The organism is Thermogemmatispora carboxidivorans (genome assembly GCF_000702505.1).
GTDB lineage: Bacteria > Chloroflexota > Ktedonobacteria > Ktedonobacterales > Ktedonobacteraceae > Thermogemmatispora > Thermogemmatispora carboxidivorans.
The window spans coordinates 1,688,129-1,713,765 of the sequence record NZ_JNIM01000001.1 but is presented as its reverse complement, the minus strand read 5'-3'; the positions used below and the strand labels follow the sequence as shown (position 1 = coordinate 1,713,765).

Sequence of the window (25,637 nt, the reverse complement as noted above, 5' to 3'; positions counted from 1 at the left end):
TGCGCCGCTTGCTCGTGGCCTCACATTTACCAGGCGTGACCGACGTCGAGTGAGAAGGATTCGGGCGAGCGGCCAGGTTCTCGATCATGCTCGTCGGGTTCACAGGTCTCGCAGACAGACACTGGCCAGCCTCGACCGATTAGGAGGAGGGAATTAACCAATGAGCAGCAGTGATCTGTTTCGAGCTGGTGTCTCTCTGCCCAGGCACAGAGGTGCCTTCCTGGCCAGCCTGCTTCTGATGCTCCTACTGAGCGCCTGCCTCTTCCCCGGTCCAGATTCCACAGGAGCTGTTCGTCGCGCCACGCCAACAGGGACAACAGTCGCCAGACAGGCTCCGCCCCTGCTTCCGGGCAACCATCCCATCGTTGACCGCCCCGTGATCCACAACCTTCCCCCTGGTCAAGCCCTGCCCCAGGATCTCGTTCTGCCTCTGACCATCAATTTGCTGTACAATGACACGGCGCTGGAGCGGACGCTCACGCAGATCTATACCCCTGGCTCGCCACTCTATGGGCAGTATCTGACGCCGCAGCAGATCCGCCAGGCCTTCGGTCCTAGCGAGGACCAGATTCAAAGTGTGCGCCAGTGGTTCAGCAGCCAGGGCTATCGCATCCTGGGGATCGATAGTCTGGCCACCTCCCTGCGGGTCGAGGCCTCGGTGGCCACCATCGAACACAGCCTGCATCTGCAGCTGCAGCAGTACATTTATCAGCAGGCCGCCCAGCTCAGTCAGAAGTTCTACCTGCCTACAGGCCAGCCCAGCCTGCCGGCTCACATTGCCTCTCTGGTCCAGTCGATCATTGGCCTCAGCACCTTCGGCATCTTCCAGCCAGAGAAACGCTTCCAACCGCTGGTTCCACGGGTGACAAGCAGCTCTGGGAGTTGCAGCAAGTACGGAGCCAAACAGGCGCTGACACGCGCCCAGTTAGCCACCGCCTACCAGTTCGACCAGCTCTATCAGCGTGGTCTGCAAGGTCAGGGCATGAGCATCGGCATTCTCGAATTGAATGAGCCGTTCGATCCGCACGACGTTGCCACGTATTTCGCTTGTGCAGGGGTCCAGTCCCCTTCCATCGAGGTGGAGAACGTTGTGGGAAAGGTGGCACCCGGGCCAGGTGAGGGGGAGGCCGCTCTCGACATCGAGCTGGCAGGCAGCCTGGCCCCACAGGCTCACCTGGTGATCTATCAAGCTCAGGAGGCCTCAGTCCAGGACATGCTGGCTATTTTCCAGCGTGTTGCAGCTGAGAATCGCGTGACAGTGCTCAGCGTCAGCTATGGAGCCCCAGAGAGTGCTCTCAGTGACAACGAACAACTTAGCTTGGCACGAGCGCTGCGCATTCTGGCCACAGAAGGAATCTCTGTTCTTGTGAGCAGCGGCGACTGCGGAGCTTTCTCACAGCGTGTTCCCAATCTTGCCCTCGTAGAGATGCCCAGCGCCATTCCTTACGCGATCTCCGTGGGCGGTACAATCTTGCAAATGAATGCTCATAATGTGCGTACCGCCGAAAAGGCGTGGGGACGTATGGACGGCTCCGGATCGATTTGCCAGAACGATTGGGGGAGCGGTGGAGGCGTCACTCAGTCCTCTTTCTTTAAGCGCCCTTCCTGGCAGGTCGGTCCCGGCCTGAATAGCCATTACGATGGGACAGCGGGCATGATCCTTACCCCAGATCTTACTCCCGTGCAGGCTCCGAATGGCTTGCGCCAGGTCCCCGATGTGGCCGCCGCTGCCGACAACATTGCCATCTTCTGGAATGGACGCTGGGTGAGAGTCGGCGGCACCAGCGCCGCCGCCCCCATCTGGGCCGCAGGTCTGGCTCTGCTGGATCAGAGCCTGCGCCAACAGCACAAGCCTCTCTTCGGGAGCACGCCAACTACCTACCGGCTGGCCAACCATCCTGGTAGCTTCCACCCCTTCAACGATATCGTGAGCGGTGATAACGGCTTCTACCGCGCTACCTCCGGCTGGGACTACGTTACCGGCTGGGGCTCGCCTAACTTCTTCTCCCTCCTCCAGTGCCTGTTGTCGGCCTGAGAGCAGCCAGCAAGGGCAGGGGCAGCAGAGAAGCTCCCTGCCCTTGCTCTTGCACCGGTAAGGTCCCCTTTCTTCCTCTTGACAGAAGCAACGGATTCGTGTACTCTATCCGTACAGTGTTCATTTTTCAAATGATGTTAGAGTCATGGAAAAGCAGCATCCAGGTAGGACGCGAGAGCGACGGCGTGCTCGCACCAGGCAGCGGATTGTGAGCGCAGCAGAAGAGATTCTCTGCGAGAAGGGACCAGAGGCTTTATCCATGCGTGAGCTGGCCAGCCGCATCGAATACAGTCCAGCTGCGCTTTACGAATACTTTGGCAGCAAGGAAGAGATCGTGACTGCTCTCTGTGAAAAGACGTTGATAGGTCTCGCCGAGACGCTCAGCGAGATTCCGCCCCAGCTGCCACCTGCCGAGCGCTTGCTCAGAGCAGGGCTGGCCTATCTAGGCTTCGCCCGTACCTTTCCTCAGCAGTATCTGCTCACCTTCAGTAGCAGCAGGAGCGAGCAAGATCCTCTGCGTTTCGTTGAAGCCAGTCGCGCATATAGTCTCTTGCGCCAGATCATCGCCGACGGCATCGATCAGGGCGCCTTCCTTCCACGCCCCGAGTACGGCCTTGGAGAAATGACTTACCACTGCTGGGCCGTGGTCCACGGGATGGCGATGCTACGCCTGACACTGCTCAGCAGCGAAGGTCAGGATCTCGAGGATCTGCATGAGCGAGTTCTCCGGGGTCTGATCACCGGCTTGCAGCGTCCCTGATTTTTTTGTTCTTTTCATTACCGAACAATGTTCGATTTTTGGGAGCTGTACGGAAAAGGCACAGCGTGCCGTTATTACCAGGCACAGGAGAGAGTCAATGGCACATTCCATCATCAAGCAACGGATGACCGCTCAGATCGAAGGGAGCTTTGTTGTCTTCCTAATCGGCATGCGCATCAATCGGTCCTGGCAGCTTCACAAATGGCTTCCAGCCTTTATGGCCATGCCACGCATGCTTAAGGAGCTTCAGAGCCAGCCGGAGCTTGGGATGCTTGGCTATCATCTTCACGTCGGCTTCCCCACCAGCATGGTCGTCCAGTACTGGCGTTCTTTCGAGCAGCTCACTGCTTATGCTGGACAGCGCGATGCCCAGCACTGGCCAGCCTGGGTCGCATTTAACCGGCGGGTTGGAAGCAGTGGCGCGGTTGGTATCTGGCACGAAACCTATTGTGTTGAGGCAGGGGCCTACGAATGCATCTATAACAATATGCCTCCCTATGGGCTGGCACAGGCTGGCCAGCTCGTGAGCGCTGTGGGGCGCAAAACGACGGCGGCTGGGCGGCTTGGCAGAAGCTAGCGGGCCTGCTATGCTACAATAGATTGTAAGGTCCCAAACAAGAGGTCAGGCTCAAGCCTGTCACAATGCTTGTACGCCAGCTCCAGCATGGAGGGCCAACCAGATGGCGGACCAGCTTGATGTGGCAACTGTCCTTTATGCTTACACGCGGGGCATCTTTCCCATGGCCGACTCACGGGGACAGATCCACTGGTATGCTCCAGACCCGCGTGCCATCCTCGAACACGAGCGTCTGCATGTCTCTCGGTCTCTCCGCACTACACTCCGCAAAGGTCTTTATGAGATCCGCATGGATACCGCCTTCGCGGAAGTGATGCGCGCCTGCGCAGCCCGTGAGGAGACCTGGATTAGCGACACCTTTATTCAAACCTACACTGAGCTGCACCATCTCGGTCTAGCCCATAGTGTCGAAGCCTGGCGCGCTGGCCAGCTCGTGGGGGGTCTCTATGGGGTAGCCCTGGGCGGGGCTTTCATGGGCGAAAGTATGTTCTCGCGCGCTTCAGATGCCTCGAAAGTCTGTCTGGTGGCGCTCGTCGAGCACCTCAAAAGCCGGGGCTATATTCTCCACGATGTCCAGTTTCTGACTCCCCACCTGGCCAGCCTGGGGGCCTGCGAGATCCCTCGACGCGAATACGAGCGTCGCTTGCGTCACGCCCTTCAATTGTCCTGCACCTGGTAGAAATAGACAGGAAAGAGGAGAAGCACGGCAAAGAGCAGAGTGGAAGGAAGCCAGCCATGCGTATTGTGATCGCCCCCCAGGCCCTCAAGGGAAGTCTGACGGCTCCCGAGGCCGCCCGCGCCATCGCTGATGGCCTTCAGAAAGTGCTGCCAAACGCCGAGCTGGATCTCGTCCCTATTGCTGACGGTGGCGAGGGCACTGTTGAGGCGCTGGTCAGCGCTACAGGCGGTCAGCTTTTGCAGGCACAGGTTACGGGGCCTCTGGGGGAGCCGGTGGAAGCGACCTTCGGGCTGCTCGGGGATGGGCATACAGCGGTGATTGAGATGGCCGCCTGCGCTGGCCTGCCACTGGTTCCCCCCGAGCGACGTGATCCTCGCCTGACGACAACGTACGGGGTAGGCGAGTTGATTCGCGCCGCCCTGGATCACGGTTGCCGCCATTTGATCATCGGTATCGGCGGCAGTGCGACTAATGACGGCGGGGCCGGCATGGCTCAGGCTCTTGGGGTCCGCTTGCTGGATGCAGAGGGGAAGGATCTTCCCTACGGCGGGGCCGCTCTGGCCCGTCTGGCACGCATCGTGCCCGATAGAATTGACCCACGCCTGCATGAGTGTCGTATTGAGGTCGCCTGCGATGTGACCAACCCTCTCTGTGGACCCCAGGGAGCTTCGGCGGTCTACGGCCCTCAGAAGGGAGCCACCCCAGAGATGGTCGCTCAGCTCGACGCAGCTCTCGCTCACTACGCCGAGATCATTCGACGCGATCTGGGCCGGGACGTGCGCGATCTGCCTGGGGCAGGGGCCGCCGGCGGACTGGGGGCCGGCCTCCTGGCTTTCCTTCAGGCCACTCTCCGCCCGGGGGCCGGCCTCGTGCTGGAAGCCGTCGACCTGGTCAAGCGTCTGCAAGGTGCCAGCCTGCTCGTGACTGCTGAAGGACAGATCGATCGCCAGACTGCCTACGGTAAGAGTGTAGGCGCCGTGGCCTCCCTGGCCCAGCGCTGCGAGGTCCCCGTCCTGGCTCTGGCTGGTAGCCTGGGCGAGGAGTACCAGGTGGTCTATGCGCTGGGAGTCGAGGCGGTCATGACCTTGCTGCCCACCCCCCTCTCGCTGAACGAGGCTATGACTCAGGCCGCCTCACTGCTAGCCGATGCCAGCGAACGGGCCGCTCGCCTGCTGCTGCTGGGCCGGCGCCTGCCACCCCTTGAAGGGTTTACTTTCTAGCGATATAATTCGTCTATACTAATGAGAACTCTTCTCAGGGTCGGAGACGTGAAGAAACCGCCACATCCTCCCTGCCTGCCCCTTCGTCGCTGGGCAAGCACAGCGCCAGGCACTCAGGCTGCTGGCGTAGCCCAACGAGCCGACCAGGTAGGCTACGGAAGCAACAGGATCATCACCTCTTGATTGCCACTTCCAACCCACCAGCTGAGAAATATTGGAAGGGCGAAAAGATGTTGTATCCTGTGAACGGTTTCAAGCGTCTCTATAATTAAGCAGAGCGATAACAGGAGACGCTTGCTCAATCCGTTGGTAGTCCAGAATAGAGGGAGCGCCGTTATCATGCCGGACCGTCTCTACGCGACCGATAACGCAGACTTCGAACGCCTGCTGTCACTGGGATTCACAGAAAGCGAAGCCAAGCGGCTTCTCTATCTGCGAGACCATGTCGATGAGCAAGTCGAATATCGCGAAATTTTAGAGGAAAGCCGTCGACTTAACTTTATCCGCTGGCTGATCGAACACGATCGGATTAGCAGATAATGCAGATAGATTAGGCCAGAATGTAGAGCGGAGCGGCAGGCTATGAGCCTGCCGCTTCTTCGCTTCATGACCCCACCAGCCACCGCCACTCGATTCCTCACAGGACCAATGAGGAACAGGATCACAATCCCCCCTGCTGGAGATCCCGACAACGAGAACGAGGCTCTGCCACAGCGGCCCCTTCAACCAGACAGAGCCGCCCTTGCTGGGACGGTAGGCCCGGCTCTTGGCCCCGGCGGACGTATTCAATCAGCTCGATCAACAGCAAATGAAGGCTTAGAGGCTGCAGTGAGATAGAGCAACGCAGCCAGGAGGCAAAGCAAGATGCGGAGGAAAGGAGCCAGCCAGTCTCTCCTGGCTAGGGGAACAAGCAGCAGGAACCCTCTCGCAACAGAGATTATTTTTAACGATAGAGACCCAGAAATCGCTCAAAAGGGGAGGTATAACGCGGAAGTAGCGAAACCTTCTGGGGCTTCAGCAAAAGAGGTGCTTGCAGAAAGGGGAGAAAGGCTTGCTGCACGGGTCTGAGGAGGTCATAAGCCGAATTCTGTTCCCGTGTCACCTCACGGTGGCCCGGGCGGCAATCATCCCTCTGGGGCGACGGTTACCCGCCGCCTCTAGCGACCAACCCGAGGGGTAACAGGCGAGCAACCTGCGAGCAAGTCCCTCGCGTGGCCTCCAGCGCAGCCTACGAAGGGGCATGCTACTCCCTCTGCTCGGTCTTGCTCCGGATGGGGTTTGCCCGGCCAGACGGTCACCCGCCTGCCGGTGGGCTCTTACCCCACCATTTCACCCTTACCCGCAACGGCCTCTAAGCCGGCGAGCGGTATTGTTTCTGTGGCACTTTCCTTGGGGTCGCCCCCACTGGCCGTTAGCCAGCATCCTGCTCTGTGGAGTTCGGACTTTCCTCGAGCCAGCAGCCTGCCGCTCCTTCCCTCGGCCCGCCTGCAAGCAGGGCTGGAAGGCCAATGGGCTGGGAGCGTTCGGCTGACATGGCCCGCGATTGCCTGACCTGCTCAGGCCCGCACAGCTGAATATAGAGTAGCACAGTGAGAACGGTCCGTCTACAGCGTTGACGAGCCTTATACCAAGGCGTTACAATGACTTTACACCTGATTCAAACGGGTTACGAGCACGGAACATTCCAGCAATGAGCACCGGTCGGCATATTCGCTTAACCTCGCTCGCCAGTTGCGCCGGTTGAGCGGCTAAAATGGGCCCGGCGGCCCTGGCGCAGGTTCTGCGTCCCCTGAAAGCCCAGAGCGTTCCGCCCTCTCTGCTCGTCGGTTTGAGCGCTGCCGACGATGCGGCAGTTTACCAGATCAATGAGCAGCAGGCGATTATCAGCACGGCGGACTTCTTTCCGCCCGTGGTAGATGATCCTTATGCTTTTGGCGCGATCGCTGCCGCTAACGCCATGAGCGATGTCTACGCTATGGGCGGTGAGGTGTTGATGGCCATTAATCTGGTCGCCTGGCCTGACGATCTGGAGACGGAGCTGTTGAGCGAGATCCTGCGCGGCGGAGCCGAGACGGTGGCTCATGCCCAGGCTGTCATTGCCGGGGGGCATACAGTCAGCGATCGCGAGCCAAAGTATGGGCTGGCCGTCACCGGTAGCGTTCACCCACAACGCATCTTTACGAAAGGCGGCGCCCAACCTGGCGACTTGCTGGTCCTGAGCAAGCCGCTGGGCACGGGCCTGATTACCACAGCTCACAAGCGCGATCAGGTCACTGAGGAGGATCTGGCGGCAGCCGTGGCCTCGATGACGCGCCTCAATCGCGAAGCCAGCCGTGCTCTGGCAGAGCTGGCTGCCAGCAGTGGAGGCGTGCACGCCGTGACCGATGTGACGGGTTTCGGCTTGCTTGGTCACGCCTGGGAAATGGCCTCTCAGAGCCTGACGAGTCTGCGCTTGACCTTCTCTGCGCTGCCGCTCCTGCCCCATGCTGCAGAATATGCGGCGCGCGGTTGCATTCCCGGCGGGACAAGCCGTAACCGGGCCTATTTTGGCCCCCATGTCCATCTGGGTCAGGAATTGGATGCCACGGCAGAGGCAATTCTCTGGGACCCGCAGACATCGGGCGGTCTGCTGGCGGCGATTGCCCCAGAGCTATGGCCCCGTCTGGCCGCTCTGAGGTCCTCTGTCCCGTTCTGGCTCATCGGCGAGGTAACAACCAGACATACTGAGGAGGCACAGGTGTCACTGGAGGTGTATTAACGACAATGGCTGCAGGATATAGAGCACTGGAAGAGGCCTTGGGTATCGAGTTTCACGACCCTGCACTGTTGCAACTGGCTCTCACCCATCGCTCCTATATCTATGAAACACCCGGCGCCGGGCGCGAGTCGAACGAACGTCTGGAGTTTCTCGGCGACTCCATCCTGGCTTTTGTCTGTGCTGATTTCCTTTACCGCACTTTTCCTCAGCTCAATGAGGGCGAGCTGAGCAATTTGCGGGCGGCTTTGGTGAAGACCGAGACCCTCGCCCAGTTTGCACGTGATCTGAATTTGCGTTCGTTCCTGCTGCTCGGTAAGGGCGAGCAGCAGAGCGGGGGCAGCCAGCGTGTGCTCGCCTCGGCTTTCGAGGCACTGCTGGGAGCGATCTACCTCGATCAAGGGCTGGAGGCGGTGCGTGGTGTGATTATCCCCCACGTGGAGCCACTGGCCCGCACCATTGTTGAGAAGCGACTCTTTAAGGATAGCAAATCCCTACTCCAGGAACTGGCGCAGGCTCGCGAGGGCATCACTCCCTCCTATCGGCTGGTCAGCCAGGAAGGTCCTTCTCACAACCGAGAGTTCACTGTCGAGGTGCTCCTGGGCGAGCGAGTCATTGGTCGTGGCCAGGGACGCAATAAACAGGCAGCCGAGCAGGAAGCCGCCCACGCGGCATTGGATAGCCGTGGCTGGCTGTAGCCTGGCAGCTCCCTGCGCCCTGAAGGACTGTTTGCAAAGCACGATGCTTACTCTTTCGGGAAGAAAGGGTCGGTTGGTTAGCAGGATAGGGAGGAGGAGAACGCATGCGACTGGAGCCAACGCCGCGTCCAGAACAGACCCTGCGAGTCAGCGCGCGGCTGATCACAGCGAGTACGATCCTGCATTTGTCCTCTGATGAGTTGGAGCGCTGCATTACACAAGAGCAGACCGAAAACCCAGCCCTGGAGGTTCAGGAGCAGCGCGTCTGCCTCTTCTGTGGGGCTCTGCTCCGCGGTAGCAGCAGTGTCTGCTCCTCGTGCGGCCACTATGCCCCAGCAGGAGCCTCAGAGAGTAGCGCTACGCCCCCCGGGGAGAATGGCACCAGCTCCGCCTGGGAGCGCTTTCTTCAGCCTTTCTACGATATGGATAACTATGGCTTCGTCGAGGCTGACGCCGAGGCCGAGGACGACCCTCTGGCGCGCATCGCCACCTCAGAACCCCTGGCTGAGCGCCTCCTTCAACAGCTGGAAGCCCTTATTCCTCCTGAAGAGGCTCCCATCGCTGAGCACCTGGTTGGGAATCTGAATGAGCGAGGCTATCTGGAGATCAGCACGGATGAAATCAGCCGCTACCTCGATGTCCCACTAGAACGGGTCGAGTATGTCCTCAAGCAGCTCCAGACCCTGGAACCAGTAGGCATCGGCGCCCGCGACCTACGCGAGTGTCTCTTGATCCAGCTGGAAGCGCTAGCCGAGCAGGAGACGCCCCATCCACTGGCCCGCCCGCTCATCGAGCGTTACCTTGATCGCCTGGGACGCAGCCAGTACCAGGAGATTGCCCGCGAACTAAAGGTGCCTGAGCAGGAAGTCCGCGCCGCAAGCGCTTATATCCGCAGCCGTCTTTATCCCTTCCCCGCCCACACCTACCGCCTCGATAGCCATCTCTCCCAGCGCGAGAGTAGCGCCATGTACGTGCGCCCAGATGTCATTATCCGCCGCGGTGATAACGGCTTCGAGGTCGAATTAATCGAAGAGAAGCGCTATCAGTTCGCGGTCAGCCGTGGCTATCAGGCTGCAGACGGCGAGCGCCCAAGTCCTGCCCTGCAGCGCTATTTCTCTCAACAGAGCGACCGGGCGCGCTTTTTCATCGATTGCGTTCAGCGCCGCTGGCGCACGTTGAAACAAGTGGCGGAAGTTGTTGTCGAACAGCAACGCGATTTTCTAGAGAAAGGGATTCGCTATCTGCGCCCCTTGACCCGAGCTGAGGTGGCGGCCCGCCTCGGCCTCGACGAAGGGACGGTGAGCCGCGCCACCGCCAACAAGTACGCTCTCTTACCCAATGGACGCCTGATCCCCTTCTCCGATTTCTTTGATAGCTCGCTCGGTGTCAAGGATATTCTGCGCGAGATCATTCAGCAGGAGGCACCTCAACGACGCCTGAGCGATGAGGAGCTGCGCCGCTTGCTGGCCGAGCGCGGCATTCATTTGGCCCGCCGTACCGTGACCAAGTATCGGGAGGAGATGGGCATTGGCTCCTCACGGGAGCGCTGACGGACGCACGTAGATGGTGCGCTCGTGGTCGTAGACGACCATGCCCGGGCCACCTCCCTTCATATGACGCACATGACGCTGCAGGGTATAGTCAACGGGTACGCTGCTGTCGTCACGCGCCTGACTGTAATAGGCCGCCAGACTGGCTGCCTGCTCGAGCGTGCTCTGCGGCACCTGGCGGCCCGCTGCTTTGACGATGACATGGGCGCCTGGCACGCCGCGCGCGTGCAGCCAGATATCGTTTCCACTGGCCTGGCGGAAGGTGACCTCCTCGTTCTGACGACTGTTGCGCCCCACTAGCAGAGTGAAGCCATCGCGGCTCTGGACGTAGAGCGGGGCACCTCCTCCAGGCAGCACGGCCTTCCCCCGACTGGCCTTCTTTTTCCCAGCCTTCGCTTCAGCACTTTTCTTCTCATGCAGATAGCCAGCAGCCTGGATCTCGGCCTTGACTAGCTCGATCTCCTCTGGCGTCTCGGCTAGCTGTAGATCGGTAAGTAACTGCTCTAGTGTGGCCAGCTCAGCCCCGTTGCGCTCTATTTGCTCGGGCAGAAGCGCCGCCGCCCGACGCATTTTCTGATATCTGGCAAAGAGCCGGTTGGCGTTGCCTACAGCATCCAGACGCGGATCAAGCTCGATAGTAATCTCGGGGGGATTGTCCTGGACGATGTCGGCAGCAAAGAGATCGGGCAGGCTGACCTGCGTCTGCCCTCTCCCTATCTCATGTTGAAAGGTGAGCAATAGCTCGCCTTGCCGACGATAGTTCTCTGCCTCAGCTAGCGCTCCCTGCTCTTCTTCCAGAGCGGCAGCGCGTCGCCGGCAGCGTTCGACCTCTCTCTGAAGCAACTTGCGTAGCGGCACTCTCCGGCTCTCCAGCGCATCGAGCCACTCGCTACGGGCATAAAAGTCGTCGATCAGAACATTGATCGATGACGATTCATGGATGTGCACCCCCTCTACCGCGCTATACTGCTCCAGCACATAGGGTGCAAAGGCGAGCGGCGTAGCCCGCGCCCCTGATTCCGCTCCTGCTGTGGAGGTTGGGTCAAGACGCTCCACGAGCTGCGGATGCCAGCGGTGGGTAGTATAGAGGGCCGCCAGATCGCGAATATTCCAGGCCAGTTCCTCCCATTGCTCCTGACTGAGTTCCAGCCCAGCCTCGCTTTTGCCCAGAGTGCGATAGACAGCCTCCCGCGCAAGCAGGGGACTGAAGCCAAGCAGGTGGCGAACAAGAAGCTGCCAGAGCTTCGGAGCTGCCTCTTTACGTCGCTGGACAGCCCTGGCAGCGGTCTCCCCTCCTTCTACAAGGGCTGAGTCCCCCCCCTCGTTGCCCGGAATGATGGACAGCTGGGCAGCAGTGACGCTCGTCGGCTCCAGGCGCAGCAAGAGCTGACCGGCAAAGCTACGCTGCTGAGGAGGTGGCGGCACATAGGGAACATTTGGCATGATTACACGATAGCGGTTTATATCTGCCCCAATGCGCTTATGGCAGCCGAGAATCAAGCCCTCTTCATTGCACAGCAGAATATTACTGGTGCGCCCCATGATCTCAGCGATCAGGCGCAATCGCTGATAGCTGGCGGTCGTCCCCTGTTCGGCACTCCTGGCCGGCTTGCCAGCTCCTCCAGTCTCCCCAGCGGGGGCTTCATCTGCCTCGTCATGCCAGACTCGTGCTCGAAAGAGCAGATGGAGAACACGCTCCCAGCGCGGCTGCTCGACAGCCTCAAGGCGAGCCCCCTCCAGATACTTGCGCAGGAGCATGACAAAAGGCGGCGGCTCGGGCACTGCGCGCGGCGGTTTGCGCAGGGTGAGATGTAAGCGCGCTAGCTGCGGATGGGCCGACAGATAGAGCCAGCGCTTCTGTCCCTTCTCATCCCCACCTGTCCGCGGCGGACAGTAGCATTCGATGGCAATGGAGTGCTCCGTGGGTGGGATAATGGCCTCGACACGCGCTCCAGTTAAGAGCGCGCGCAATTCATCAGCGACAGCAGCAAGGGTGATGGCATCGACATACATGCGAGAAACCTCACCGGTGGCTATAGCGTTTCGGGATATTGTACAATTATAGCAGTCCTGGTTCATCCCTTACGCCGGGCAGGCGCCAGGGAGAGCAGAGCGGCACCTCCTTCGCGCAGCCTTCTTCGCAAGCGTTGTGCCCCCGGAAAGCCTCATCTGCGCGTCGCAATGCCCGCGTAGCCAGTTGAGCGATCACTTTATCCAGTCGGCTCGGTCGTCCGAGCGGTAGCCTTCAGGTGGGAAATCTCAGCCGCCCACCAGAGAGAGCAGGTCCCTTCCAAGCACAAACGTCGATACACCAACAGACAGGGACGTCCACCACTATCCACTCGTCAGGGAACTTTCCAGGGAAGGGGGCCACGCTTCTGCCTTGCCGACCCTGCGCTGGACGGGAGACGCGGCTCAGCTCAGGCAACCTGCTAGGGATATACCTGGGACAGCAGCGCAACGGAGCATAGCACAGCACAGCAGAGCGAGAAAAGCAGCATGCACCTTGAGATGGAGCCTACAGCCGAGAGAGAAAGCATCACGCTCCGGCCAACAGAGAAGCAAGGACTGCTCTTTGTCTTATCCGCTCCCTCGGGAACGGGCAAGGATAGCGTCATTGAGGCACTGAAGCGGCAAGGTGTGGATTTCCATGTCGTGACCTCAGTGACAACTCGCGCCCCCAGACCTGGGGAGAGCGAAGGCCACCCTTATCATTTTATCAGCTACGAGGAATTTCAACAGCTCGTGGTCAACGACGAGCTGATCGAGTACGCTAACGTTCATGGTCACTGGTACGGGCAGCCCCGACGCCAGATTAAGGAAAACCTGGCGGCAGGCCGCGACGTTCTCCTCAAGGTTGATGTGCAGGGGGCTGCCACCATCCGGCAAAAGATCCCCCAGGCCATCCTTATTTTCCTGGCCCCCGAGACGCAGGAAGAGCTTGCCCAGCGCTTGAGCCGACGACAGACTGAAGACGAGGAGCAATTTCGCCGGCGTCTCGCCGATGCGGCCAACGAGTTGGCTCAGTACCACTGGTACGATTATCTGGTTATTAACCGCGAGGGCCAGCTCGCCCAGGCGGTCGAGCAGGTTCGGGCGATTCTGATCGCCGAGCATTGCCGTGTTCAACCGCGCTACGTAGAACTCTAAGGCAGCTTCAGACGATTGAGAGGAGGCCGTATGACGGATATACGTTTTGAGCAATCCGGTACCAAAGAGCGTAACTTAGCAATGGAGCTGGTACGTGTTACCGAGGCAGCGGCCCTGAGCGCAGGCCGCTGGATGGGACGGGGAGATAAGGAGAAGGCCGATCAGGCCGCCGTGGACGCCATGCGCCAGGCCCTTGACGGCGTGGATATGGATGGCATCGTCGTCATCGGTGAAGGCGAGAAGGACAAAGCCCCCATGCTCTATATCGGAGAGCGCGTCGGAAACGGCTCCCCACCGCAAGTCGACGTTGCAGTCGATCCGATCGACGGAACACGCCTGCTCTCCTTGGGCTTGCCCGGAGCGCTGGCAGTTGTTGCTACCGCCGAGCGCGGCAGCATGTACTCTGCACCGCCCGGGGTCTTCTATATGGAGAAAATCGCCGTCGGCCCCGCGGCTCGGGATGTCATCGACATCAACGCCCCAGTCGCCGTAAACCTGGAGCGCATTGCCCGCGCTAAGGATGCTCAGATCGATGATTTGACGGTGATTATTCTGGACCGACCTCGCCATCAGGAGATCATTCGCCAGATTCGCCAGGCCGGGGCACGCATCCGCCTGATCAGCGACGGCGACGTAGCTGCAGCAATTCTGGCCGCTATGGAGGACTACCGCGGAGTCGATGTCTTGATGGGGATCGGCGGCGCTCCGGAGGCTGTGCTAGCTGCTGCGGCCATTAAGTGCCTGGGCGGCGCAATGCAGTGCAAGGTCTGGCCACGCTCGGATGAGGAGCGCGAGAAGTTTAAAGCCGAAGGCATCGACCTCGATCAGGTTTTGACCATCGATGATCTGGTGCACAGTAATGATGTTTCATTTGCCGCCACCGGCATTACAAGCGGTGAGCTGCTCGACGGCGTCCAGTATTTCGGCTGGGGCGCCCGCACCTCCTCCATTATGATGCGCTCACGTTCTGGCACCGTGCGCTATATCCAGGCACGCCATAAGTGGCGCCGCGCTCCAAGCGCCTCCCACGCTCAGACAACACGCTAGCCAGCGCTTTCACCCCCCATGCGCTGCTCGGCAGCGCTCCCCATTCTCCCAGCTCTCGCCCTGCACCCCTCGCGGCTGATCTTCAGCCGGCTCCTCATCCCACCAGGCAGGCGAGCAGAATGGGGAGCGCTGCCCTTTCGTTGCCTTCACTCGCCTCGATGTAACTCCCAGCGTATTGCCTTTATAGAGACAGGTCAAGAGACGGCGCCGCCTGGCCTGGACACAACTGAGTCCCATCCCCAGAGAAAATGACCAAATCAACAAGGAGCATACCATGCCCTTACAACCCCTCCATCTGGCTTTGACTTTTCATAACAACGGGAACGACCCAGGCAGGAAACGTCAGCGACCCAGCCTCTGGCCGCTATTACTCGGATTGGCAGTTCTTGTCACTCTGCTTCTGGTAGCTTGCGGCAACGGAGGGTCCTCCACTGACAGTGCAACCACGCCGACAACCAGCAGCAGTCAGTCAACACCTGGCCCGGCCTCGACCACGACGCCACAGGTGACTCAGACAGCCTCTGGCATGGCCCCTGTCGTGCAAGTGCAGATTACTGAGCAGAACGAGCGCTATCAGTTCTCGCCGCAGACGCTGACCATCAAGAAGGGCACGCGAGTCGAATGGATTAACAAGTCGGATGCACCGCATACCGTTACGAGCAATACGGGGGCCTTCTCCGACTCCGGCACCATAGGAGAGAACGCGACCTTCACCTTGCTCTTCAACACAGCAGGCACCTATCAGTACCACTGCAGTATTCACACCTACATGACTGCCACCATTATTGTGACCGCCTGATCGGATGAGGCAGGCGTTCCAAGCAGGGAACGCTGAGCTGAAGCTGAAGAGGAGAGGAGAAGAGAGAGACACCACGAGACTGCAAGCCAAAGCCAGGGGCTCGTTTCAGGCTCCCGCTTCAGCAGTGGAGGAGAAGCTGGCCACCGATGAAGCGGAGAAAAGCGCTCTGAAGCGAGTCCCATCGCTGTCCCGTTCACTAGCCTTCACCGCGAGAGGGCAACGAGCGCCAGTGAAGGCGTTTCGTCTTGGATGGACGGAGCAACAGGCCGAACGGTTCTCATCGCTCAGAGGCGCTGGAGCTTCTCGATCACCGCATCAGCTACCTGGGAAGTGCCGACAGCGGTCGGATCATCGGGACGCGGCTTCAAATCGTAGGTGACGTTCTTTCCTTCAACGATCACCTGAGCAATAGCCTTCTCCAGACGATTGGCCGCCTCTTTCTCGCCCAAATGACGGAGCATCAACACTCCAGAAAACATCATGGCCATCGGATTGACCTTGTTCTGCCCGGCGTACTTGGGAGCACTGCCATGCACCGGCTCAAAGACAGCGTACTGGTTGCCAATATTGGCCCCAGGCGCCACACCCAGCCCGCCAATCAGGCCCGCTGACAGATCGGAGACAATATCGCCGTAGAGATTGGGAAGTACCAGGACATCGTACTGCTCCGGTTTCTGCACCAGCTGCATACAAATATTGTCGACAATGCGGTCTTCAAACTGAATATCGGGATACTCGCGCGCCACCTCCTGGGCTGTGGCGAGAAAGAGGCCATCGGAGAACTTCATAATATTCGCTTTATGAATAGCGGTGACCTTACGACGACCATGCTCACGAGCATAGTTAAAAGCGAAGCGAACAATACGGCGGCTGGCGGCCACCGAAATATATTTGAGGCTGATCGCCGATTCGGGGTCCAGACGTGCCCCTGTTGTGTGCTCTACCAGCTCAATCAGCTCCGCCAGCTCAGGCGAGCCGCGCTGAAACTCAATTCCAGCATAGAGATCCTCAGTATTTTCGCGCACAATGATCAGGTCAACATGCTCATAGCGGGAGCGGAGTCCAGGGTAGGTCTTAGCCGGGCGAACGTTAGCGTAGAGGTCCAGCTTCTTGCGGAGGGTGACGTTGGCGCTGCGCACTCCCTTGCCCACAGGAGTGGTAATCGGCCCCTTAAGGGCTACCCTGGTGCGCTTGATCGATTCAATCACCTCATCGGGCAGGATCGTGCCCTGTTTCTCCAGGGTTTCCATGCCCGCCTGGCAGACCTCCCAACGGAACTCTACCCCCGTCGCCTCCAGCACGCGGCGGGTCGCCGTGGTGATCTCCGGTCCGGTCCCATCTCCAGGGATGAGGGTTACCGCATGCGGCATGAAGTCCTCCAGAACTGCAGAGTTTGTTTGTAGCAAAGAGGTTGAGCAATCATGTAGAGATTATAGCACGAATGTCAGCCATAAGCCCACCTGTGCTACCAGGCTTGACTGCATGGGGACCGAGCATCCTGGAGGCCTGGGAGAGAGAAGGCGCAGCCTTAGCGCTGCTCTGGCTCAGCGGGCGTAGCAGCCAGCGACGCGCTCTCCGGCCCCCTGGCCCTGGCTGTTGTCGCCGCCCTCGTCTTTTCTGTACGCCTGCTCTGTCTCTTGCTACTCTCGGCAGACGCTTGCTTCTCTTGTTCTTCTGTTTTTTTTCTCTTGCTGTTACCCGTAGAGGCTTGCGCCGTACTCCGCCTTTGCCTGCTTTTGCTGGCCTTTCCATTAGAGGTTGCTTGAGAGGTTGAGCGTCCTCGCCTGGTTCTGCCTCTGGCAGCCGCAGGCAAGGCAGATTCGCCGGCGGTCGATGTCGAAGGCGACAGGGCCGTCTCCGTCGCACCATTCAGAGAGGGACTATCCTCCGTACTTTGCTTCGCGCTCTTCTGGACCTTTTTGCGTCTGGCTCCTGTGCCTCGCGAGGAGGATGCCAAACCATTCTGTTGTGGCTGTTCCTCGGGATTTTGCTGCGGTAGCACAACCTCTTCGTAGCAGACCGGCTCCTGGCTACCACGTGGGATCACCATCAGTCCGCCGCAGCGAGGGCACGGTTCCGGTACTGGGCGCTCCCAGATCGCGAAGTTGCAGGTCGGATAGTTGCTACAGCCATAGAACGTGCGCTTTGTCTGGCGCGTCTTACGCTCGACCAGATCGCCACCACACTGTGGGCAGAGAGCGCCTGTCTTGTTCACAAAGGAGCGCCCATAGCGGCACTCCGGGAAGCCCGAGCAGGAGATAAAACGCCCAAAGCGCCCGCTGCGGATTACCAGCTTCCGACCACATTCGGGACACAGCTCGTCTAGCTCCTCGACCGGCTTCTGCACGCGATCCATCTGGGCCTCAGCTCTGGCCACCATCTCCTTGAAGGTCTCATAGAAATCGCGCAGAAACTCGATCCAGGACTGGCGCCCCTCCTCAACGTTGTCTAGCTTCTGCTCCATATCGGCGGTAAAGCCGACATCAACGATCTCAGGGAAATGCTTATTGAGCAGCTCGTTGACCGTCTCTCCGAGCCAGGTTGGCACGAAACGACGCTGTTCCTGGGAAACGTAGCCCCGCTCCTGGATGGTCGAGATAATCGGCACATAGGTACTGGGCCGCCCAATCCCCAGCTCCTCCAACTCTTTGATCAGGCTGGCCTCCGTATAGCGCGGCGGCGGCTGCGTAAAGTGCTGCTGCGGTTGCAGCTCGTGAAGAGCCAGCACCTCGTCGACGGCGAGCACCGGCAGCAGACGCTCCTCCTCTTCGCGCGGCCAGACGGCGTAGAAACCGGGAAAGCGTAGATGGGAGCCGCTGGCTCGAAAAACATACTGGCCCGCCACAATATCAGCGCGTACCGTATCGAAGAGGGCCGGCGTCATAAAGCTGGCCACAAAGCGACGCCAGATCAGACTGTAGAGCTTGTACTGATCAGGCGTCAGATACTCTCGCACCTGCTCAGGCGTGAGCGTCACATCTGTTGGACGAATAGCCTCATGGGCATCCTGAGCGGTGGCTTTGAGTTTGCCAACGCGCCCCGCCCCGACAAAAGGCTGGCCATAGGTCTGCTCAATAAAGCGACGCACGCTGGCCTTCGCCTCGTCAGAGACACGCGTCGAGTCGGTACGCATGTAGGTAATCAATCCTTGCGAGCCACGTGGCCCCAGCTCGATGCCCTCATAGAGCTGCTGAGCCAGACTCATCGTCTTCTTGGGCTTAAAGTAGAGGCGCGATGAGGCATCCTGCTGCATGGTGCTGGTCGTATAGGGGAGCGGCGGCTGACGACGCACTTCGCGCTGGAGCAGGCGCCAGACCGCAAAACTTGCCCCGCGTAGCTCGGCCAGAATGGCCTCAGCCTCCTGCTGGTTGGCAATGTGCAAGCGTCGCCGCGTCTCCTCAGCGCGGCGCTCGCTCTCCCCCTCCTGTGTCCCCTCACCCTCTTCGCCTGCCCCCTCCTCTTCCCCTTCCGTTGGCTGCTGGCCAGCCAGCTCGTTGAGACGCGCCACCAGCGTCGCCTCAAAGCGCTCCTGCTCGCCTTGCTTGCTCAGTAGGGCGGTAATCGTCCAATATTCCTGGGGAACAAAGCCACGGATCTGCCGCTCGCGATCGCAGATCAGGCGCAAGGCAACCGACTGCACACGTCCGGCACTGGTGCCCGATTGCACACGCCTCCACAGCAGAGGACTAATCTTGTAGCCCACCAGACGATCAAGCACCCGACGCGCCTGCTGTGCATTGAATAGATCTTCATTTATAGCTCGCGGCTTCTGAATCGCCTCTTGTACAGCCTTCCTCGTAATCTCATTAAAGACAGCGCGACGCGGATTTTTGAGTCCCAGGGTCTGCATCAGGGACCAGGCGATGAACTCCCCTTCGCGATCAGGATCAGGAGCCAGATAGACTTCCTCGGCCTTCTTCGACGCCGCCTTCAGCTCGGCGATGACGCCCTTTCGCTCCTCGATAATTTCATACTGTGGCGCAAAATCCTTGCGTGTGTTGACGCCAAGGCCCTTCTTGGGCAGATCTATAATGTGCCCCATAGAGGCGCGCACCTCGAAATCGCGCCCGAGGAATTTCTCAATGGTCTTGGCTTTTGCCGGAGACTCAACAATGACAAGCTTCTTTGCCATTAATCAACCTGTACCTGATTTGCAGATGTTATGCGGTTGAACGCCAGGTGAGCCGTTCAATCTCACAGGATAGGATAGCACACGTTGACAAGAGGGGTGACAAACCGGATCACCGGCCAACGGCCTCCCGAGCCTGCCACTTCTCCCTCCTCTCATTACGTATTCCTTCTGAGGGAGATAACACAAGATAGCCCCCCGATCTTCCCTCGGCAGCCAGAGCGAGTGGCCTCAGTTTCCTGCCCACGCCGACCATCTTTCCCACCGGGAGTACAATAGTGGAGAATCCGACCTTTCGCTGCTCTCACGCTACAAGGATGCTCTGGCCCTCTGCCTCCGAGCGTAAGAGCGCGGGAGGAAAGTGCGGGGAGAAGATGGATGGGAGGGTTGATACATGTCGTCTGGTATTTTCGCGCGCCGCGGACCGCGCCATGACTGTCTTCATGGGAAGATGCCGTGTCCCCAGCCTCATCGCCTGCTGAGCCTGCTTCAGTCGCTCCTGCTCTATGGTCTCACCCTTGCTCTCCTGCTGCTCAGCAGCGCCTGCGAGCCGCCTGGCAGAACCGGCGCGGGGCCGGCCACTGAGCGAGCAAGCGGTGTTCTTAAACGAGCCACCGCCAGCCCGACGCCGACGCCGATCCCGCGGCCAGTGGAACAGTACGGTTTTCAAAAAGGCATTGTTTACCCCGGCTGGAGCCGGAGCGCCTATGGTCTTAGCGATCGTCGCTGGCAAGAGAGTTTGCAAGAGATCCGGCGCAGCACCGCGGCTGAATGGCTAGAGATGCCAGTACTTTTCTCCCAGTCAACTCCTGATGCCGTCGACATCGGCGTAGATCAGGCGGCACCTAGTGTGACCTCCTTCGTGGCAGGAGTGCGCAAAGCGCATGAGGTTGGTTTCAAAGTCTTTCTCGCTCCGCTGCTGACCGTACGCCAGCCGGGCGGCTGGGCCGCGCTGGTCATGCCAGCGCCCGCGAGCCAGCAGCGCTGGTTTGATCACTACTGGCAGGCCCTACGGCCCTATGTTGAGGCAGCCGAGGCCAATGGCGTTGAACAGCTCGCCCTGGCTACCGAAATGGAGTGGTTGCAGAGCAACGCCCCCGGCAGTCTCTGGCGCCAGCTCATCGAGCGCGTGCGCAGCATCTATACGGGGAACCTGACCTACGACATCAATTGGTCCACTATGGATGAGCCGCCGGCCTGGCTGCGCGATTCTCGCCTCACCTTCATTGGCGTCTCTGAGTACATTTCCCTCAGCGACGCTCCCGTGCGTCTGGATGCCCAGACCATCATCCAGCTTTGGCGTGAGCAGATCAAGACCCGGCTCGACGAGCTTGCCGAGCAACTGAACCGACGTATTGTTATTAGCGAAATCGGTTATCGCAACAGTACTGACGCCCTCTACCAGGTCTGGTCACCCACTTCGGCAGCCCCAGCCGATCCCCAAGAGCAGGCCGATGCTTACAACGCCGCGCTCACCAACGTCATGGCCGATGAGCATATCGCTGGCATCTTCTTCTGGGGCTGGGATGGAGTAGCGCGCTTCTCGATCCGTGGCCAGAAGGCCGCCGAAGTGCTCCATCGCTGGTACAGCGGCACGGGTCCCAGTCCCAGTAGCTCGTGAGGGAAGGTCCCAGAAGATCTATCCCTGGTTTGCGGTCTTGACCGCTTCACGCGCGCATGCTATGCTGCAACTAGGCAATGAGAAAAATAGATACAACTATTGACACAGGCGCTGGTTCGGAGGAGAAGCATGCAGCAACATCGGCCATCTTCAGTGATCTCTCAAGGACCCAATCAAGGCGAGTCCAGAGGGAGCAGATGGCTTCGCCCCAAGAAAGGCCGCCCAGAAGTTAAGCCAGGATCAGTCACCGGAGCGGCAAGAGCCGGCCAGCGCTCACGGAGGCGACGCCTCTCGCTGAGGGCAGCCCTGGCCGTAATCAGCGGACGGGCCGCCGGGGCCTTCAGTCGCCGTCTCCGCCTCGGCGGAGGTACCAGTATCGTGGGCCTGGTGGCTCAACGCCTCTACCCAGATATCATTAGTCACCTGGCCGCCCAACTGGAACACGGCAGCGTTCTGGTTACTGGTACCAATGGCAAAACGACCACGAGCGGCTTCCTGGCCGCGATCTTGCGCGACGCCGGCCTGCGCGTCTGGCGCAACCGCGAGGGGGCAAACCTGCTGCGTGGCGTCGCCGGTGCCCTGGTGGTGCGGGCCCTCCCCAATGGCAATCTGCGCCGTGCAGGTCAGGCGATCTCCGTCTTCGAAATCGATGAGGCAGTCATGCCCCAGGCCATACGCCTGCTAGAGCCGCGCGCCGTCGTCTTCGTAAATCTGTTCCGCGACCAGCTCGACCGCTACGGGGAGGTGGAAAGCGTCGCTGCCCGCTGGCGGCAAATGGTCAAGGAGCTGCCAGAGACAACGGCCCTGGTTCTCAACGCCGATGATCCCACAACGGCCAGCCTAGGCGAACAGGCCCGCGGGCCTGTCCTCTATTTCGGCCTGGAGGATCTAACGCTCGACTTGAGTGGCCAGGATGGTCAGGGAACTCCAGGTACTCACCAGGTCGTAGACAGCCGCAGCTGCGTGCGCTGTGGCAGCGATTACCACTATAGCGCTCGCTTCTATAGCCACATGGGCCATTATCAGTGCCCCCACTGCGGCCTGGAACGCCCTTCTCCGGTCGTACGCGCGCTCCATGTGCGCCAGGATACCTTCGATCGCCTGCGCGTGACAGTCGAAACACCGACACAGCTGGGCGAGATTGTGATCCCTCTGCCCGGGCTGTATAATGTCTATAATGCCCTGGCTGCGATCACGGCAGCCCAGGCCCTGGGAATCAGCTGGGAGCCAATCGTCTCAGGGATCGAGCAATTCAAGCCCGCCTTTGGACGGGGCGAGCGCGTGCAGGTGGCTGGCCGTACCCTACGCCTGCTGCTGGCGAAGAATCCTACAGGACTCAATGAAGTGCTGCGCACGCTCTTCAGCGAGGGCACGCCACGCCATGTGCTTTTCGTGCTCAATGATCATATTGCCGATGGCCGAGATGTTTCGTGGATCTGGGACGTCGACTTCGAACGCGCTAAGGGCCTGACGGCCAGCCTGACGGTAGCCGGCTCGCGCGCGTTCGATCTGGCCTTACGACTCAAATACGCCGGTTTCGCTCCCGAGGAGATGACGCTCATCCCGTCAACACCGCTACGCGCTCTCGAAGAGCTGACCGGCTCACAGCCGCCAGGACGCAAAGGGAAAGGCCGAGGCCGGGGCAGACGCCAGCTGCCGGAGCGCCAGGCAGCCGCCATGATGACGAGCAGCGCAGCCACTCCTTCGGCAGAGGAACAGACCACCAGCCTGCGAGAGATGGCCGTTTCCTTCCCAGGCTATGGACTGGCAGCAGCGCTGGAGCAGGCCATCGAGCAGACGCCTGCCGGGGAGACGCTCTTTATTGTGCCAACCTATACAGGGCTGCTGGAGATTCATCGCGAGCTAGAACGGCGCGGGCTGACGCCTCACTATTGGGAGGGACGAGATTAGATGCACGGTAGGAATGAGGCCCGGCTAACGCTCACGCTTGGGCATCTCTATCCAGATCAGCTCAATCTCTACGGGGATCGCGGCAATATTCTGACACTGAAGCGCCGCTGTGAGCTGCGCGGCATCGAATTGCGCGTCGTAGGGCTGGGCATTGGCGACGCCCTGGCACCAGACGAGTACGATCTGCTCTTCATCGGCGGTGGTCAGGATAAGGAGCAGGCTCCCGTGGCCCAGGACCTCTTTGAGACGAAAGGAATCGGCCTGTGGGCCGCTATTGAGGATGATATGCCGGTGCTGGCAGTCTGCGGCGGCTATCAGTTGTTGGCCCACTACTACCGCCCGGCAGAAGGCCCCGATATGAAGGGCCTGGGAGTCTTCGATGCCTGGACAGTCCATAAGGGACCACGGACGCCGCGCTGCATCGGCGACGTGGTCATCAGCTGGCATGGCATGACAGTGGTCGGCTTCGAGAATCACGGCGGACGTACCTATCTGGGAACCGCACGCCCGCTGGGTAAGGTCCTCAAGGGCAATGGCAATAATGCCGAGGATGGCACCGAAGGAGCGGTCTATCGCAACACCTACGGAACCTATCTGCATGGCTCGCTCCTGCCAAAGAATCCACACTTCGCCGACCATCTGATCGGCCTGGCACTGCAGCGCAAGTATGGCCTCCGGCGGCTGACAAGCTTGAGCATGCCGCCAGGCGAGATCATGAATGGCTCTACGCCCGCCCAGCCCGTTTCAGTGGAAGACCCTACCACTCTGCTGCGGCCCCTGGATGACCGCCTGGAGTGGCAGGCCCACGCAGCTATCCTGGAACGCCTGGGCCTCTACGAGGAGGCCGTTGCCGCCCTGCGGCACGCCGAGGCGGCGTAGAGGTTGCTTTGCTTGCTCTAGCATCGAGGATTGGGCCATTATGAGCTTTGATCGAACACTGGCTTGCTGCTCTTTCTGCGGTCGGCGCCCACCCGAAGTCAGGCGGATGATAGCCGGGCCAGGCGCCGCCTACATCTGCGAAGCCTGCCTTCAGACCTGCAATGAGATCTTGCAAGATCCAAGGCCCTTCTCTCCCAAGGCCCTGGAGCTGGCTTCACGCCCCCCCGTGGTCGTCGCCGCCCCCCTGGAACCCTCTACCAGCAGCCAGGAAGAGCAGCCAGCTCCACGCGAGGCCCTGCGGACTCTGACCCTGGAGCTGGAGCAGAAGCAGCAAGACATGACGCTGATGCTCTACCAGATCCAGTTCTACGCTCATTACTTTGATCTGCACTATCTGTGGATCAGACCGCCACTCACACCTGGCTTCGCCTTTGTTCCTCGGCTGATCTTTTTCCTGAAGGATAACCTGGGCCAGCAATGGAGCGGAGACCAGGGGGGAATGCTCCTGGCGCGGCCCGAGCTGGCCAGTGATCCCAACCATGCCGTCTACCAGGGGCGAGCGCGCTTTCGTCCCTTGCCCTCTCCAGAGGCCCACCATCTGACTATTCGCGCCGCCGACCCGCTCGGCCAGTTCGAAGACCCCCCTCCACGTCCGTGGCAATTCGAAATCACGTTCTAGCATCTCCCCCGCGGAGAAAGGCAGGAAGGCGAACAGGCAACGGGGAAGCAGCACAATCCAGAGAAAGAAAGGGCTGAGGTGGATGACTTTACTGCTGTCTGCTACACCTCAGCCTTTGCATTGGCCCATCCAGTCAATCAGCCCCAACCTGATCAGGTTAGCCTCTTCTCGTCATACAACCCACTGGTCAACAGACCAGGCTCCAGAGCGTTTGCTCTGCCGCCTTGTGACGCCCTCCTGGCAGCTCCTGCGCCGGCAATTGTGACTGTTTACCCCCTGGCGGAGGATCGTAAAAAGACATCCCAGGCAGAATAACCCGGCCAACCGGGCAGAGAGATGGAGACTACTCCAGAGCGGGGATCAACAAGCCATAGCCACCTTTCTCCAGGCGATACATAACGTTCACGCTGTTGGTGGCCTCGTTTACAAAGGGGTAGAAGGGAAGACCGAGAGCTTCCATCTGCAGGATCGCCTCTCTGTCGCTCATGGGCTTAGTGGGAAGGCTGCGGATCTCTTTAATCCTGGCCCATACGGTTTCGTTCTGCTCCTCGCTCAGACTGGTGGGAACAGGCAGATCTTCCGTCACCTCCGCCTCCTCCCTCTCCGCTGTGACCACAGCCCCCTCCTTCCCCTCAAGCACCGAGAGCTGACCCGAGCGCGCCAGCGCCAAAACCTTAACGGGCAGGCGCTGATGACGACGCGCGGCGGTCAGCCGATCCTTTTGCCGACAGAACTGGGCAAGCAGCTTGCCAAAAGCTTGGTCAAAGGCAACGGTGGCTTTGGGAGCACTCACCTCACTACGCAGGGTGGGCACAACTCCCATCAGCAAGATCTGGACCGTGTAGCGGTCCTGGGCACTGCGCGCGTGCTCCTCTGCGATTGTAATCTCCAGACGAGCGGTACTGTTGCGGGGAGAGATGAGGCGCGTCAGCTTGTGGGCCTTACGCTCAATGTGCTGTCGCAGACGAGGCATGACCTCCATCTGTTTGCCTTTGATGATGATCTGCATAGCTTCTGACTCCCTCTTTCCAAGGCCACAACACCGGTCGGTCCAGGCAGACCTGCAGGCGTCTAGCTGAACGCAGGAGAGCAAACCCTAACCGTGGGCGCAGTTGGGTCTTGCTCATTATACCACCCTTCAAATGGCC

At 60.0% G+C, this 25,637-nt stretch carries 20 protein-coding genes and 1 other RNA gene; 16 read left to right on the top strand and 5 right to left on the bottom strand.

The window, feature by feature from the left end:
- The first annotated feature begins 160 nt into the window (after nucleotides 1-160).
- From N688_RS06800 to N688_RS06770, 6 genes are all read left to right on the top strand, one after another.
- A complete protein-coding gene (locus tag N688_RS06800) occupies nucleotides 161-2,035 on the top strand; it encodes a S53 family peptidase (protein WP_052888577.1) in 1,875 nt (624 codons plus the stop codon).
- Between the two features lie 208 nt (nucleotides 2,036-2,243).
- Nucleotides 2,244-2,795: a TetR/AcrR family transcriptional regulator gene (locus N688_RS06795; protein WP_052888576.1), complete on the top strand. Its 552-nt coding sequence runs from the start codon at nucleotides 2,244-2,246 to the stop codon at nucleotides 2,793-2,795.
- Nucleotides 2,796-2,892: 97 nt separating this feature from the next.
- Nucleotides 2,893-3,372, top strand: a complete 480-nt coding sequence (locus tag N688_RS06790) for a DUF4188 domain-containing protein (protein WP_052888575.1) — start codon at nucleotides 2,893-2,895, stop codon at nucleotides 3,370-3,372.
- Nucleotides 3,373-3,475: 103 nt separating this feature from the next.
- Nucleotides 3,476-4,051, top strand: a complete 576-nt coding sequence (aat, locus tag N688_RS06785) for a leucyl/phenylalanyl-tRNA--protein transferase (protein WP_052888574.1) — start codon at nucleotides 3,476-3,478, stop codon at nucleotides 4,049-4,051.
- 56 nt (nucleotides 4,052-4,107) lie between these two features.
- Nucleotides 4,108-5,271, top strand: a complete 1,164-nt coding sequence (locus N688_RS06780; RefSeq protein ID WP_052888573.1) for a glycerate kinase — start codon at nucleotides 4,108-4,110, stop codon at nucleotides 5,269-5,271.
- Nucleotides 5,272-5,610: 339 nt separating this feature from the next.
- Entirely contained in the window at nucleotides 5,611-5,811 is a 201-nt protein-coding gene (locus N688_RS06770; protein ID WP_052888571.1) for a hypothetical protein, read from the top strand.
- 522 nt (nucleotides 5,812-6,333) lie between these two features.
- Here N688_RS06770 and rnpB read toward each other — a convergent pair.
- An RNA gene (gene rnpB / locus N688_RS22115) (RNase P RNA component class A) lies at nucleotides 6,334-6,749 on the bottom strand.
- A 212-nt stretch (nucleotides 6,750-6,961) separates the two neighbouring features.
- Here rnpB and selD point away from each other — a divergent pair.
- From selD to rpoN, 3 genes are all read left to right on the top strand, one after another.
- Nucleotides 6,962-8,029: a selenide, water dikinase SelD gene (gene selD / locus N688_RS06765; RefSeq protein WP_081838596.1), complete on the top strand. Its 1,068-nt coding sequence runs from the start codon at nucleotides 6,962-6,964 to the stop codon at nucleotides 8,027-8,029.
- A 5-nt stretch (nucleotides 8,030-8,034) separates the two neighbouring features.
- A complete protein-coding gene (rnc, locus tag N688_RS06760; RefSeq protein WP_052888569.1) occupies nucleotides 8,035-8,724 on the top strand; it encodes a ribonuclease III in 690 nt (229 codons plus the stop codon).
- Between the two features lie 104 nt (nucleotides 8,725-8,828).
- Complete coding sequence (gene rpoN / locus N688_RS06755) at nucleotides 8,829-10,274, top strand: RNA polymerase factor sigma-54 (RefSeq protein ID WP_052888568.1); 1,446 nt, start codon at nucleotides 8,829-8,831, stop codon at nucleotides 10,272-10,274.
- On the opposite strand, the gene N688_RS06750 is transcribed toward rpoN, so the two are convergent.
- Complete coding sequence (locus tag N688_RS06750; RefSeq protein ID WP_052888567.1) at nucleotides 10,260-12,287, bottom strand: Rqc2 family fibronectin-binding protein; 2,028 nt, start codon at nucleotides 12,285-12,287, stop codon at nucleotides 10,260-10,262. The genes rpoN and N688_RS06750 overlap by 15 nt on opposite strands.
- A gap of 498 nt (nucleotides 12,288-12,785) precedes the next feature.
- On the opposite strand from N688_RS06750, the gene gmk reads away from it, so the two are divergent.
- The 3 genes from gmk to N688_RS06735 all read left to right on the top strand — a co-directional run bounded on the left by gmk (nucleotide 12,786) and on the right by N688_RS06735 (nucleotide 15,270).
- On the top strand, nucleotides 12,786-13,424 hold the full coding sequence (gene gmk / locus N688_RS06745; protein WP_052888566.1) for a guanylate kinase: 639 nt from the start codon (nucleotides 12,786-12,788) through the stop codon (nucleotides 13,422-13,424).
- A gap of 30 nt (nucleotides 13,425-13,454) precedes the next feature.
- Nucleotides 13,455-14,471 (top strand): class II fructose-bisphosphatase, encoded by a 1,017-nt coding sequence (gene glpX / locus N688_RS06740; protein WP_052888565.1) that lies wholly within the window; start codon nucleotides 13,455-13,457, stop codon nucleotides 14,469-14,471.
- Between the two features lie 274 nt (nucleotides 14,472-14,745).
- The gene (locus tag N688_RS06735; protein WP_052888564.1) at nucleotides 14,746-15,270 is read left to right on the top strand and encodes a cupredoxin domain-containing protein; all 525 of its coding nucleotides are present in this window, start codon (nucleotides 14,746-14,748) and stop codon (nucleotides 15,268-15,270) included.
- A 284-nt stretch (nucleotides 15,271-15,554) separates the two neighbouring features.
- On the opposite strand, the gene N688_RS06730 is transcribed toward N688_RS06735, so the two are convergent.
- Nucleotides 15,555-16,640: an isocitrate/isopropylmalate dehydrogenase family protein gene (locus N688_RS06730; RefSeq protein ID WP_052888563.1), complete on the bottom strand. Its 1,086-nt coding sequence runs from the start codon at nucleotides 16,638-16,640 to the stop codon at nucleotides 15,555-15,557.
- Between the two features lie 158 nt (nucleotides 16,641-16,798).
- Nucleotides 16,799-19,402, bottom strand: coding sequence for a type I DNA topoisomerase (gene topA / locus N688_RS06725; RefSeq protein ID WP_081838593.1), 2,604 nt, complete (start codon nucleotides 19,400-19,402; stop codon nucleotides 16,799-16,801).
- Nucleotides 19,403-19,793: 391 nt separating this feature from the next.
- Here topA and N688_RS06720 point away from each other — a divergent pair, with 391 nt between their 5' ends.
- The 4 genes from N688_RS06720 to N688_RS06705 all read left to right on the top strand — a co-directional run bounded on the left by N688_RS06720 (nucleotide 19,794) and on the right by N688_RS06705 (nucleotide 24,489).
- Nucleotides 19,794-21,020: a glycoside hydrolase family 113 gene (locus N688_RS06720; RefSeq protein ID WP_052888562.1), complete on the top strand. Its 1,227-nt coding sequence runs from the start codon at nucleotides 19,794-19,796 to the stop codon at nucleotides 21,018-21,020.
- 129 nt (nucleotides 21,021-21,149) lie between these two features.
- Nucleotides 21,150-22,931, top strand: coding sequence for a Mur ligase family protein (locus N688_RS06715; RefSeq protein ID WP_081838592.1), 1,782 nt, complete (start codon nucleotides 21,150-21,152; stop codon nucleotides 22,929-22,931).
- Nucleotides 22,932-23,810, top strand: a complete 879-nt coding sequence (locus tag N688_RS06710; protein ID WP_081838591.1) for a type 1 glutamine amidotransferase — start codon at nucleotides 22,932-22,934, stop codon at nucleotides 23,808-23,810.
- 40 nt (nucleotides 23,811-23,850) lie between these two features.
- Nucleotides 23,851-24,489, top strand: a complete 639-nt coding sequence (locus N688_RS06705; RefSeq protein ID WP_052888560.1) for a ClpX C4-type zinc finger protein — start codon at nucleotides 23,851-23,853, stop codon at nucleotides 24,487-24,489.
- Between the two features lie 343 nt (nucleotides 24,490-24,832).
- On the opposite strand, the gene hpf is transcribed toward N688_RS06705, so the two are convergent.
- Entirely contained in the window at nucleotides 24,833-25,498 is a 666-nt protein-coding gene (gene hpf, locus N688_RS06695) for a ribosome hibernation-promoting factor, HPF/YfiA family (RefSeq protein ID WP_052888558.1), read from the bottom strand.
- Nucleotides 25,499-25,637 lie beyond the last annotated feature (139 nt).

Excerpts from the sequence above, each read along its gene's own strand:
- N688_RS06800 (WP_052888577.1), top strand. The coding sequence starts at position 161 with ATGAGCAGCAGTGATCTGTTTCGAGCTGGTGTCTCTCTGCCCAGGCAC.
- N688_RS06790 (WP_052888575.1), top strand. The coding sequence starts at position 2,893 with ATGGCACATTCCATCATCAAGCAACGGATGACCGCTCAGATCGAAGGG.
- aat (WP_052888574.1), top strand. The coding sequence starts at position 3,476 with ATGGCGGACCAGCTTGATGTGGCAACTGTCCTTTATGCTTACACGCGG.
- N688_RS06780 (WP_052888573.1), top strand. The coding sequence starts at position 4,108 with ATGCGTATTGTGATCGCCCCCCAGGCCCTCAAGGGAAGTCTGACGGCT.
- N688_RS06770 (WP_052888571.1), top strand. The coding sequence starts at position 5,611 with ATGCCGGACCGTCTCTACGCGACCGATAACGCAGACTTCGAACGCCTG.
- rnc (WP_052888569.1), top strand. The coding sequence starts at position 8,035 with ATGGCTGCAGGATATAGAGCACTGGAAGAGGCCTTGGGTATCGAGTTT.
- rpoN (WP_052888568.1), top strand. The coding sequence starts at position 8,829 with ATGCGACTGGAGCCAACGCCGCGTCCAGAACAGACCCTGCGAGTCAGC.
- N688_RS06750 (WP_052888567.1), bottom strand. The coding sequence starts at position 12,287 with ATGTATGTCGATGCCATCACCCTTGCTGCTGTCGCTGATGAATTGCGC.
- gmk (WP_052888566.1), top strand. The coding sequence starts at position 12,786 with ATGGAGCCTACAGCCGAGAGAGAAAGCATCACGCTCCGGCCAACAGAG.
- glpX (WP_052888565.1), top strand. The coding sequence starts at position 13,455 with ATGACGGATATACGTTTTGAGCAATCCGGTACCAAAGAGCGTAACTTA.
- N688_RS06735 (WP_052888564.1), top strand. The coding sequence starts at position 14,746 with ATGCCCTTACAACCCCTCCATCTGGCTTTGACTTTTCATAACAACGGG.
- N688_RS06730 (WP_052888563.1), bottom strand. The coding sequence starts at position 16,640 with ATGCCGCATGCGGTAACCCTCATCCCTGGAGATGGGACCGGACCGGAG.
- topA (WP_081838593.1), bottom strand. The coding sequence starts at position 19,402 with ATGGCAAAGAAGCTTGTCATTGTTGAGTCTCCGGCAAAAGCCAAGACC.
- N688_RS06720 (WP_052888562.1), top strand. The coding sequence starts at position 19,794 with ATGTCGTCTGGTATTTTCGCGCGCCGCGGACCGCGCCATGACTGTCTT.
- N688_RS06715 (WP_081838592.1), top strand. The coding sequence starts at position 21,150 with ATGCAGCAACATCGGCCATCTTCAGTGATCTCTCAAGGACCCAATCAA.
- N688_RS06710 (WP_081838591.1), top strand. The coding sequence starts at position 22,932 with ATGCACGGTAGGAATGAGGCCCGGCTAACGCTCACGCTTGGGCATCTC.
- N688_RS06705 (WP_052888560.1), top strand. The coding sequence starts at position 23,851 with ATGAGCTTTGATCGAACACTGGCTTGCTGCTCTTTCTGCGGTCGGCGC.
- hpf (WP_052888558.1), bottom strand. The coding sequence starts at position 25,498 with ATGCAGATCATCATCAAAGGCAAACAGATGGAGGTCATGCCTCGTCTG.